Genomic DNA, 12,325 nt, shown 5'->3' with positions numbered 1-12,325 from the left:
GGCTTCTATTTAAGGCTGTTAGTTAAGGAATGGATATGACGGAATCAATATTTGCGAAAGAAGAATTAACTATCGGTATTAGTGCATGTTTACTTGGCGAAAAAGTCAGATACGATTCGGGTAATAAACCGTCTAACTTTTGCATCAACGAACTTGGTAAATATGTCACGTATAAAGCCTTTTGTCCTGAAGTGGCTATTGGCTTACCCATACCTCGTCCAACGATTAGACAAATAAAACATGACGAATTGATCATTGTTGCTCAGCCTGATGGCAGTGGTGATGTAACCGACCCGTTAATTGAATATGGAAAAAAAGTCGCTGAACTAACTAAAGATATGGTTGGCTATGTGTTCTGTGCCAATAGCCCAACTTGTGGTATGGAAAGAGTGAAGATTTATTCGCCGGAAGGCAACTCATTAAAATCTAATGGAATTGGTGTGTTTTCCAACGAGATAATGAAAGCTAATCCTCTGCTGCCTTGTGAAGAAAATGGACGTCTTAACGATCCTATTATCCGTGAAAACTTTGTTGCTCGTATTTATACTTACAAACGTTGGCACAAATTAGTCGCCAGCGGTGTTACTAAACATAAGCTAATGACTTTTCATAGCCAACACAAATATTCAGTCATGAGTCACAATATTCCTGCTTACAAAGCGTTAGGGCAGTTATTAGCGCGTGCTGATATTGATGTTGAAGATATGGCAGCTTTGTACATTAGTGGACTTATGGATGCGCTTAAAATTAAAGCGACTCGAAAGTCTCATACCAATACATTGCAGCATATTCAGGGTTACTTTTCTGATCACCTCAATACTGAACAACGTAAAGAATTGACCAATATTATAGATGAATACAGACAAGGCGTGATGCCGTTAATGGTGCCTTTAGCTTTGATCAAACATTACTTGTTGGAACACCCAAAAGAGTATTTAATTCAGCAGACTTACCTTAATCCTTATCCTGCGGATTTAAAATTAAGATACGGCTATTAATTTAGCCGTTTTGTTTTAATTGATTAGCTTTAACAGCTTAGACAAACATTCATTAGCCTAATAAAAATTGAGGTGCAATCTTGATATTGTGGTTTAGAAACGACTTAAGAACCCATGACAATCCTGCTTTACAATACTTTTTAACTCACCGTTCTGAATCAGACTCTGGCTCTATACAAGGCAAAGCCATTTTTTTTGTTTGTGAAAAGCAGTGGCTGAAGCATGATTGGTCGGCGATAAAAATTGATCTTATTAAACGTCATCTGAAATTGTTAGCGTTTGAGTTAAAGCAGCTTAATATTCAATTGGATATTGTTGAACTTGATGACTTTGCACAGCAGGGGAAATATTTAACTGAGCTTGTTAGCTCTAATGGCAACTGTGAACTTGTGGCAAACCAAGAGTTGGAAGTTAACGAACAAGCTAGAGATCAATTATTATTAAATAACGGGATCAAATTAACCTTATTTGAGTCAGATGTGATTGTGCCAAAAGGCAAAGTGCTTAACCAAAGTGGTGAAATGTATAAAGTATTTACACCATTTAAACGAGCTTGGCTGAAGTACGTTCGTGATTACGGTTTTGATTATTTCCATAAGTTAATAAACAGTGATGTAAGTTTGACTGCTAGTCAGGATAAATTGGATCTTGATAGTAAAACTAAACCAAAAGCAGAAGATAAAACAGCTGATGATGCAACTGATCAGACAGCTAATCAAATACTTATGTCAAAGTCGTGGCCACTTGCTAATATTATTGAACATCAAGTTATCCCCGATTTCATTCAAGATAAATTACCTTATTACGATGCTGATCGAGACTTCCCAGGTATTAAAGCAACGTCTGGTTTGTCACCTTACTTGGCTATTGGAGCAATAAGTCCTCGTTATTTATTACGTCTTATTTTAAATCATTATCCAGATATTTTAATGGCTCCAGATTTACCTTTATTTACTTGGGTGAACGAGCTTATTTGGCGTGATTTTTATCGTCACTTAATTTTCCATAATCCACGGTTATGTAAACACCAAAGTTTTAACCTTAAATACCAAGGTGCAGTTTGGCCACATAATGATGTTTACTTTAAAGCTTGGTGTAACGGTCAAACTGGTTACCCAATTGTAGATGCAGCTATGAGGCAATTAAATCAAACAGGTTGGATGCATAACCGTTTACGGATGATAGTGGCGAGCTTTTTGACTAAGCACTTATTAATCGACTGGCGCTGTGGTGAAAAGTACTTTATGCAAACGTTAATTGATGGTGATTTAGCGGCTAACAATGGTGGTTGGCAATGGGCTGCAAGTACTGGGTGTGATGCTCAACCTTACTTTAGAATATTTAATCCTATATTACAGAGTAAAAGATTTGATCCAAACGGCGACTTCATTCGTAAATATGTACCAGAGCTTGTGGAAGTACCAACAAAAGAAATTCACTTTCCACATGGCTATATAGAAAAACAGAACTTGGATATGTATTGGCCTGCAATTGTTGATCATAAAGAAGCGAGAGAAGCAGCACTTTCTTTTTATAAATAAAGGAGTGTATTACTCAATTTTATTGATGAAAAGATTAATAAAGGAATTCGGTGGAAACGGTAATGACAGATACAAATATGGAAAAAGAAGTTAATACTGAAGTATCAGTATTAACAGAGTCGGCTTGGCTAACTAATTTTATTAACGTTTACCATGAGTTATCGACAGATAATCTTCACTTACTCAATACTATTTATCATGAAAAAGTAGACTTTATTGATCCTATTCATGAAATTCATGGTTTTAATGCATTAAGTAACTACTTTGATGGCTTGTACCAAAATGTTAGTTATTGCCAATTTAACGTTCATCACGTGGTAGAAACTGAACTTGAAGCTGCTATTTACTGGACCATGACATACCAACATAGGCAGTTAAAAGGTGGTGAAAAAATCACAGTGACTGGCAGTTCTCATCTTAAAGAGTTTGAAGGGAAGATCATTTACCACCGCGACTACATTGACTTAGGCGAGATGCTATATGAAAACATTCCTTTACTTGGACGCTTAATAACTTGGATTAAAAAAAGGGCCGCTAATGCCTAATAAAAAGAATGTACTTATCACCGGAGCAACCTCTGGCATTGGCGAAGCGTTATTGAATAGATATGTTGTATCTGGCCATAACGTTATTGCTTGTGGACGTAATAAACAAAAGTTAGCTGAGCTAGCTGCAATTTCTTATTCAACTTTAGAATTTGATGTTAATAATATTGAGCAAATTACAGCAGCCTCAGAACGTATTGATGAAGAGCTTGATGTACTTATTTTAAATGCAGGTGACTGTCGTTATATACAAGATCCTATCAATTTTGATGCAGAGCTTTTTGCCGACATTATCAATACCAACTTAATCTCGTTAGGTAGCTTATTAAAGTTCTTTTTACCTAAAGTGAAAAAGGGCGGCCAAGTTGTCTTTATCAGCTCTAGCGCCAGTATAGTTCCTTTCCCTCAAGCTGAAGCATACGGCGCATCTAAAGCTGGCGTAGATTATTTAGCCAAGAGCTTACGAGTGGATTTAGCCGCACATGATATTGGTGTCACTTTGGTTCATCCTGGTTTTGTTCGTACGCCTTTAACCTCAGTCAATCACTTTAATATGCCGTTTATTATTGATGCTAGTGACGCAGCTGCAAGAATTTTTAATGGTGTACAAGCCAAGAAAAACTATCTGCATTTTCCAAAACGTTTAACACTGAGTTTAAAGCTTCTTTCATTGCTGCCAGCAGGTATCTGGCAACGACTTATTTCAAGTGGCTCCGACTCAAGTGAGACTGACTCAAAAGACAATTTACCACAAGACTCTAATTCGAAAGAGCAGAGCAAATATATCGATACAAAGGATTCGAAAAAATGAAAAATATAGCCATTATAGGTTCTGGTGTTTCTGGCTTAACCGCAGCGTATTTATTATCAAAAAAGCATAACGTAACTGTATTTGAAAAAGCCCCAATAATTGGTGGGCACACAGCAACAGTTGATGTGGAATTAGAAGGGCAGAGCTTTGCTATCGATACAGGATTTATTGTTTTTAATAACAAAACCTATCCTAACTTTTTAGCATTGTTAGATGAAATTGGCATAGAAAAACAAGAAACTGAAATGAGTTTCTCAGTGCATAACTGTCAAAGTAAATTGGAGTACAACGGACACAATTTAGATACCTTATTTGCGCAAAGACGTAATATTTTAAATCCTAAATTTTGGTTTCTAATTAAAGAGATCCTTAGGTTTAATAAACTATGCAAACAAGCTTATAAATCTGGCGTTTTTGTTGAAGATTATTCGTTAGGGGATTTTTTACAACAGCATAAATTTAGTGATTACTTTTCTGAGCATTATATTTTACCAATGGGCGCGGCTATCTGGTCTAGTTCGTTGGATCAAATGTCACGTTTTCAGTTCCGCTTCTTTGTGCAGTTTTTTAATAATCATGGATTATTAAATATTGCAGATAGACCACAGTGGTATGTTATTCCAAATGGTTCAAGAAGTTACTTAACGCCTTTGTGTGAACCATTTAAAGATAATATTTATGTTAATGCTGACATTACGTCAATTACTCGTGGCAACAACAGCGTGCAGCTGCATTTTGCTGATGAGCGTATTGAGACCTTTGATGATGTGGTTATAGCGTGTCATTCAGACCAAGCGTTAAAACTACTTGGCGATGCAACAACAGAAGAAAAAACGATTTTATCCGCTATGACATACAGTGATAACTCAGTGGTGCTACATACAGATGTAAACTTGTTACCAAAACGTAAAAAAGCATGGGCTAGTTGGAATTATCAATTAACTAATGACAGGGTAAAACCTGCAAGTGTGACCTATAATATGAATATATTACAAGGACTTGATACTAAGCACACATTTTGCGTGACGTTAAATCAAAAAGAGTCGATAAACCCAGATAAAATTTTAAGAGAGTTTACTTATCAACATCCGGTGTTTTCAATTGAGTCGATAAAAGCGCAACAACAACGAAATATGATCTGTGGTAAGCAAAATACACATTTTGCTGGTGCATATTGGTACAGCGGTTTCCATGAAGATGGCGTAAGAAGTGCCGTTGAGGTTGCAGCAAGGTTTGGTTGTAGTTTAGACGGTAAAACTGTGTAAACTGGATGATGTATTCGTTAGTATTATTTGAGTAAATAGTTAATATGAAAAGCAGTATTTATGTTGGCCAAGTTAGGCACAGGCGCTTTACACCAAAGGTGAATAGGTTTGGTTATTCATTGTATATGTTGGCGCTAGATGTCGATGAAGTTTCAAAACCGAAATTTAACCTTGGCGTATTTGGTACTCGTTGGTTACATCCACTTAGGTTTAATCAAAAAGACTATTTAAAAGAACAGCATGTAAAAAAAGGCTTTTTAAAAAAAGCTCATATAAAAAGTACAGATAAAACAGATCTAACTCCGCTTAAACAACGTATTACCGAAAAAGTGAAACAATTAGATGGTAATTACCAAATAGAAAAAGTGGTGATGTTAGTACAAGTACGCTGTTTTGGTTTGTATTTTAGCCCAGCTAATTTCTATTTTTGTTATGACGCTCAAGGCGTATGTAATTGTATGTTGGCTGAGGTAAGTAATACACCTTGGAATCAACGTCACTATTACCTGATAGATTTAAATGATCGTTTAGAAAATGGCGATTTACTACCAACAGAGAAAGAGTTCCATGTATCACCTTTTATGGAGATAGACATGGAATATATTTGGAGGATAAAGCAACCAAGTGAAACAAGCGATGCATTAACTATTCATATTGAAAACCATAATTTAGATAGCAGTGTAGATAAAAACGCAGATAAGAATGAACAAGACAGTAAAGTCTTTGATGCGACCTTGTCGTTAAAGAAAAAACCATTGAATAAAACGCAGTTAATCAAAGTTTTGTTAGGTTTCCCTATCATGACGCTAAACATTGTTCTGTTAATTTATTGGCAGGCGATAAAATTATTTGTTAAACGGGTACCTTTTGTCAGTTACCAAGCTCGTAAGAAATAGCTCGTAAGAAAAATAGCGCTTAACAATAAAGCTAATTATAAAAACAACTATAAAAAATTGATAAAAAAGATCAGTATAAAGGAGTGTTCTATGGAACAGGTTGTCACCACAGAAAGTGAAAGTACAATAACAAAAAAAGCGACTTGGTTAGATCAAAAGTGCAGACGCATCGTTTTTTCAGTATTGGCAAAAATTGAATATGGCCAAATAGAAATTATTGAATCAAACCAAGAGCAACATCAGCACAGTTTTTATCCAGAGAGTCATGATGGACTTTCACCAACTGCAAAAATGTACATACATGATCCAAGTGTTTATAAAGACTTCATCAAAGGTGGCAGTATTGGCGTTGCAGAAGCATTTATAGAAGGAAAGTGGAGCACACCAGACCTTACTAACCTTATTCGTATATTTGCTAAATCCCAAGAACAAGCGGATCAAATTGAAAGTAAAACTTCGTGGTTAAACAGATTTAAAAACTCGATATTCCATAAGTTAAATCGTAACAATCATTCAGGTTCAAAAAAGAATATATTGGCACATTATGACTTAGGTAATGAGTTGTATACGCGCTTTTTAGACCCAGAAATGATGTACTCTTCAGCTATCTATCCAAGTGAAACGGCTTCACTTGCTGAAGCGCAAATCCATAAGTTAAACACTATATGCCAACGACTTGAGTTATCTCCGTCAGATCACCTCCTAGAGATTGGAACAGGTTGGGGGGGGTTAGCTATATTTGCCGCGCAAAACTATGGCTGTAAAGTCACCACCACTACTATTTCTGATGCCCAATACGAGTACGCTGAAAATCGCGTGAAGGAGTTAGGCTTAAGCGATAAAATTATCTTGTTGAAAAAAGACTATCGCGAGCTAGAAGGTCAGTACGACAAAGTAGTGTCTGTTGAAATGATTGAAGCTGTTGGTCTTGAATATTTACCTAGCTTCTTTAAGCAGTGTAATGACAGGTTAAAACCAGAAGGTAAATTATTGATCCAGTCAATTACGATTGCAGATCAGCGATTTGATTCTTATAAAAATAACGTCGATTTTATCCAGCGTTATATTTTCCCTGGTGGTTTTTTACCGTCAATTACCAGCTTAAGCCAACATATGAGTAAACATACCAATATGGTGATTGAGTCGTTGGATGATATTGGCTTGGATTACGCTAAAACATTAGCGGACTGGCGTACTGAGTTTTTAAGCTCGTGGAATGAATTACAAACCTTTGGTTATGATGAAAAGTTTAAACGCTTGTGGTTATATTATTTAGGATATTGTGAAGGGGCATTTTTGGAACGTTCTACTAGCGCAATCCATTTAGTTGCTAGAAAAGCTTAGTTTCTAGAACGTTACTAGGCCTTTAAACAAGTTAAGTTACAGGGACAAAAAAATGGTTCCTGTAACTTAGTACATAGCTTCTTTACTATTTTTGTACAAATAAATGATCTCTTAAGTGTTTTGAACCCCACTAAAACAGCTATAACACCAACTACCATTCCTGCCCAAGCTGCAACAACCTTTAGAAAATATTATACGGTTGATATTTGTTGTATTTACGACACTGTAAACTGTTTTTGATCCACATTAGGGGGAAATACAAAGCGGGATATAAAAATAGCGCTCAATGAGCGCTATTTTATATTTTAAATTAATACTTAGTATTAACCTTAATTTTCTGTTCCAACAACAGCTTCGTTAGTACTACTGTTGTATAAGTAGGTTGTTGCTGCAGCTTCAGGCTCTAAATCGTCACCGTCAGCATAATCACCAAAGTTTTCGCTAAACATTAATGTTTCAGCATCAGCATCATCAATTGAGTAAAGTTTGATGTTATCCACTTTAAACTCACAATTTGGCATATTTGAACCTGTATCACCTATTTTAAAGGCAAATGATTGTGCTCCGCCTATTAACTCACTTAGTGATTCAGAATAAGAGTTGTATTCAGCAACAACTTCAGTTCCATCAAGTGAAACCGTTACCAATGGACCAAGAGTTTCTGTCGCATCCGTCGCATCCCATGTTATCTCTACGTCAGTCCAAGTCTCTGCTGCAAAGGTAGCTCCGGTTACTTCAACGGTTTTATTACCATCTTCATTTTTGTTACGAAGTGCATAATCTGATGAGTAATCACTTCCGTCTATACGAAGGTCTACTAACGCATTATAACTGCTAGTATCAGTACCATATATGGCTACATAAGCATCTTTTTCGTTTGTTTCAAAAGTACAATTCGCAGCTGAAGATTTATTGAAAGAAGCGGTTAATCTACCTTTTTCTATAATATCTGAAGATGATAATTTAATTCTTAACTCGCCACCATCAAGAACATCAGTATCTGTCATTACAGCAACTTTATTACCAGCCGTACCAACGTTAACGTCAGCTTGTGTTGATATAAATATAGCTTCTGCTGAAGGAGTAACCGAAACACCTTGACCAAAGATAGCGACTACCGCTTCAAAAGTACGAGAGCCGTATGGAGTCTCTGTATTTGCATCACTTAATGAATCACCAACGCTATAACCTTCAAAATCGTCTTCAAAAATAGCGGTTGTGCCAGCAACATCTGAATAAATACCTAAGTCATTAACATAAATCGCGTCGGCTGATGTATTTCCATTTGATGATAGTCTTACTGATATAGATTCAACAGCAGCTTCAGGTGTTGGAAACTCAGAATCAAATGGGCCATAAGTTGTACCATCAATAACTATCGAGTAAGTACCACGTTCTGTTGCACTTGAATTATCCCAAGTCATTACAACATCAATCCATTCGCCAGCTGTAAAGTCTGGTGCATCGATAGCATCATAATCAATAGTACTTGTTGCTTTACTTGCCTTACTTGGTTCTTCACCATCGTTATACGTATTTTTACGTAAACCAAATTTACCTTCGTTTAATGCTAACTCACCAATCACTGTTGAGGTTGAACCTTCAGCGTCATACAATGAAATATAAGCAGTTTCAACTTCATCCGCACCATAAAGGATAGATAAAGATAGTTTTCCAGTGGTTGTAGCTTCTTCGAACCCATAATTAAGCTCTCCAGTATCACCTATATCGGTATCTGATATTTTAGCTATTTGATCGGCTGGAACACCTGAAATCGTAATAACGAGTACTTGTGTTGTACCATCTACAGAAGCAATAACAATAGATTCTGTAATAGAGTCTGCTTCATTACCTAAACTAGCAACTGTTGTGTTTGCTAAGTCGATTGTATATGTCCATGCACCATTGGCGGCTATACTGAATGTACCATAGTTTTTTGCTACATCAGTTTGAGGGACTACAGCTGCTTCATCTGCATCAGGGTCGGTAACTGTAATAGAACCTGTAATATCATCAGATGTTTCTTTATTACCAGCACCTAAGAAGTCGCCAGCAAATGTTGCTGCTGTATTTTCAGAGCTACCACTGCCACTATTATCCGTACCACTATTGTCACTACCACCATCACTATCACTACCACAGCCTGATAGGGATAATGCTAATGCAATTGCACACATGCTTAAATTTGTTTTCATTTTACTCATAATCATCTTCCTGTTTTTTATATTTTTATAGTTTTTATAGTTTTTATAACAAAGTTTACAATTTGTTGACGATACAAATTCGTACAATGTTTGACCTAGTATTGAATTGGAAAAGTTTATTGTCAACCAAAAATATTCAATTGGTAATATATTTTAGTAATAAGGTTGTGGTTCAAAGGTTAACCATTTGAGGTTAACCTTTCTGTAAGTTAAGGAAGGCTGGTATTTACTGGATTGTAATCGTGTCGAATGTTTCTCTAGCTAGTTTTACCCACTTAGTTTTATATTTTTTATCGGTAGTTAAAAAAGATAACATGACAAGTGTATTATTTACTGGAAGGGCATAAGTTATATAATAATGATATTGCCCAACTGATTGGATCTCGTACTCAAATACGGCCATTCTAGTGTTTGAGTTGTTATACACTTTGTCTTTTTTCCATTTAGCTTTAGGGTGAGCGCTACGCAACATTTTAGATAATGAATTGTGGATTCGGCGCATTGACTTTTTATCAGCCTGCATTGGATATTGAGTTACAGTGAAAGTAACAGTGTGGTCTTTGTTACTAAAAGCCGCTTGAGGAGGTAATTTTTGTTCACCATAACGTTTTTTTAATATGGTATCTGACATTTCATCAAGTTCAGTTGGCATGTTTATGTTGAGTTTCCCATCAATAAACTGATGAGCAGTCATCTCGTTTGCAAAAACGGAAATGCTAAAAAAAAGGACGAGAGCCAATAGTATTTTCATGATCATTATCTCACTTATATTTGTTAATTCTTATAGTTATTAGTGTGTGTTATCAATTTTATAAAATGTTGCTTGAACAAAGTCATGTATGTCACCTGAGTTATTTTGATTATAAACGCCAGCTTTGAAGTACATATACTGCCCACCTTGGTCATAGTTGCTATCACTCATATCGACTAGCTTTGTGAAAACTTCACCACCATCTTTCGTTATGGTTACAGTGAGATCGTGACCGACTACTTTGATTTGATATGAAAATTTCTCATCAAGTGCTATGCCGTTAGCTGGATTGCTGGCGTTATCACTGCGTGAACCTATAAGCTCATAGTAAGTATCATCGCCTTCAAGGCGTTCGTGAGCTATATAAATAGAACCTTTGTCATTGTTGGGAAGCTTTCTATAATAAAGTCTAACGGGTTCATCATCGTTGGCATGTATTTGACCAATAATAACTCTACCAATTTGATAATCATCTCCTGTGGAGGTGACTTCATTTACTGCAACTTCAACATCTAATGTTCCGTCTATGCCCCCTGCATTTTCCAAATCACTATCAGGTGCGGTGCTAAATACCCAATTGTTTTTATTAACGCCTTGAGTGTTATAGCTGGTATTACCTTTACGTAACATTTCTCTTAATTCACTTCGTACATAACTGGTATTTGTAGATGTACGGAACCCTTGTACAGTACTAGAGAATACTAATCCGTTGTCTTCACTAACGTAAAAAAATCTAGGATCAAAATAGCCATTATCTAAATCATTTTCTTTAATGGAATCTGATTTACCGTTATCATCCTCGTCAGTTTGCACACTTAAATACCAGTCAATCAGTTCAATGTTGTGGTTTGTATCTTTAGTACAACCAAAGGCTTCTATTTCAGTGATGTTGTTTTGATTATTAAGGCTGTTACCGTTTAAGGAAATACGAACGTATTTAGCTGTTTGAGCTTTCTCTTCGAGCTCTATACGTTTAGCAATAATATAGTTTGCTTCACTTTGTCCAGTTTGAATAACATTGATCCAATTTTCTTTATCTGTAGATAAATCAATATCGTAATAGTAACTCACCGACTGGGTTCGCCAACTAATAACAAATTCTTTAATTAAGGCTGCTTCGTTTAATTCAGCAATAAGAACTTGTGATGCATCATCAGAAGCCCAGCTAGATTTGTTGGTTTTATCACCATCTATTATATATGCTAATTCTGCGGTAGAAGTAGTGGCGGTTTCGTTAGATATTTCACTAAACTCAATAGGATAGGTTGCATTACAGCTAATGGGAGATATTAGAACATCATCAGAACTATTTGCGGTTTCATCCTCAATAATGCTGATGTCTTCTTCTTCATTATTATCATCTGTTTCATTGTTAGATGAATCGCAGCCTACAAGCAGCAACGAGAATAAACCAACAATGGCATAATTTAACGTTTTTGAATTCAAGTAATAACCCCAATTTTTCAGTTTAAATATGTTATTCAAACCATTATTATTTAATTTCTTAGGTAACGGCTTTAACAAGCGCTCCTAAGGATCAACAAACCTTAATGTTTAATTATTGCTCGGAGTGCTCAATTGTTTTATTTGTACACTATATGTTCATTAGTGGTCAACCAAAATATAATATCTGGTTAGCTTTGTTGGGTTGTCCCTTGTTAAAAATAATGTTTGTTTTTTAATGAATGAAACGGATGTTACAGTAGGTTTCGCCATTAAAAAGCTTTTCAAAGTGAGCTTAATTGCCATTAATAAAATAGATGTCGAAAATATTGTCGTTTTATAGGCTTGTTTTTACTTGGAATATGTCGTTTTTGGGGCTTTAGTATCTGAAAGTAAAGTTAATATTCTCTGGTTATATTTTATACTGTTATTGGTAATGTAAATTGGTAACTAAACCGGTTGACAATTAGACACTATATTGATTGAATGTGCTTGGCTTTGTATAAAAAACAACAATAAATTGTATA

At 35.7% G+C, this 12,325-nt stretch carries 10 protein-coding genes; 7 read left to right on the top strand and 3 right to left on the bottom strand.

The features are described 5' to 3' along the window. Positions 1 to 35: 35 nt before the first annotated feature. The 7 genes from Q0940_RS00910 to Q0940_RS00880 all read left to right on the top strand — a co-directional run bounded on the left by Q0940_RS00910 (position 36) and on the right by Q0940_RS00880 (position 7,400). Entirely contained in the window at positions 36 to 998 is a 963-nt protein-coding gene (locus Q0940_RS00910; protein ID WP_299262818.1) for a DUF523 and DUF1722 domain-containing protein, read from the top strand. Between the two features lie 80 nt (positions 999 to 1,078). Next, entirely contained in the window at positions 1,079 to 2,539 is a 1,461-nt protein-coding gene (locus tag Q0940_RS00905; protein ID WP_299262815.1) for an FAD-binding domain-containing protein, read from the top strand. A 62-nt stretch (positions 2,540 to 2,601) separates the two neighbouring features. Continuing rightward, positions 2,602 to 3,084, top strand: coding sequence for a nuclear transport factor 2 family protein (locus Q0940_RS00900; RefSeq protein WP_299262813.1), 483 nt, complete (start codon positions 2,602 to 2,604; stop codon positions 3,082 to 3,084). Further along, a complete protein-coding gene (locus Q0940_RS00895) occupies positions 3,077 to 3,895 on the top strand; it encodes an SDR family NAD(P)-dependent oxidoreductase (RefSeq protein ID WP_299262811.1) in 819 nt (272 codons plus the stop codon). The genes Q0940_RS00900 and Q0940_RS00895 overlap by 8 nt, the downstream gene beginning before the upstream one ends. Beyond that, complete coding sequence (locus Q0940_RS00890; RefSeq protein ID WP_299262809.1) at positions 3,892 to 5,160, top strand: FAD-dependent oxidoreductase; 1,269 nt, start codon at positions 3,892 to 3,894, stop codon at positions 5,158 to 5,160. The genes Q0940_RS00895 and Q0940_RS00890 overlap by 4 nt, the downstream gene beginning before the upstream one ends. A 44-nt stretch (positions 5,161 to 5,204) precedes the next feature. Next, positions 5,205 to 6,056, top strand: coding sequence for a DUF1365 domain-containing protein (locus tag Q0940_RS00885; protein ID WP_299262807.1), 852 nt, complete (start codon positions 5,205 to 5,207; stop codon positions 6,054 to 6,056). 90 nt (positions 6,057 to 6,146) lie between these two features. Continuing rightward, entirely contained in the window at positions 6,147 to 7,400 is a 1,254-nt protein-coding gene (locus Q0940_RS00880; RefSeq protein WP_299262805.1) for a cyclopropane-fatty-acyl-phospholipid synthase family protein, read from the top strand. 329 nt (positions 7,401 to 7,729) lie between these two features. Here Q0940_RS00880 and Q0940_RS00875 read toward each other — a convergent pair whose 3' ends face one another. The 3 genes from Q0940_RS00875 to Q0940_RS00865 all read right to left on the bottom strand — a co-directional run bounded on the left by Q0940_RS00875 (position 7,730) and on the right by Q0940_RS00865 (position 11,801). After that, positions 7,730 to 9,604: a VCBS domain-containing protein gene (locus Q0940_RS00875; RefSeq protein ID WP_299262803.1), complete on the bottom strand. Its 1,875-nt coding sequence runs from the start codon at positions 9,602 to 9,604 to the stop codon at positions 7,730 to 7,732. 226 nt (positions 9,605 to 9,830) lie between these two features. After that, the gene (locus tag Q0940_RS00870; RefSeq protein WP_299262801.1) at positions 9,831 to 10,256 is read right to left on the bottom strand and encodes a hypothetical protein; all 426 of its coding nucleotides are present in this window, start codon (positions 10,254 to 10,256) and stop codon (positions 9,831 to 9,833) included. 138 nt (positions 10,257 to 10,394) lie between these two features. Further along, the gene (locus Q0940_RS00865) at positions 10,395 to 11,801 is read right to left on the bottom strand and encodes a polysaccharide lyase family 7 protein (RefSeq protein ID WP_299262799.1); all 1,407 of its coding nucleotides are present in this window, start codon (positions 11,799 to 11,801) and stop codon (positions 10,395 to 10,397) included. Positions 11,802 to 12,325 lie beyond the last annotated feature (524 nt).

Source organism: uncultured Psychrosphaera sp., from assembly GCF_947500655.1.
In the GTDB taxonomy this organism is placed as follows: domain Bacteria; phylum Pseudomonadota; class Gammaproteobacteria; order Enterobacterales; family Alteromonadaceae; genus Psychrosphaera.
This window is presented reverse-complemented; position numbering and strand designations above follow the sequence as displayed.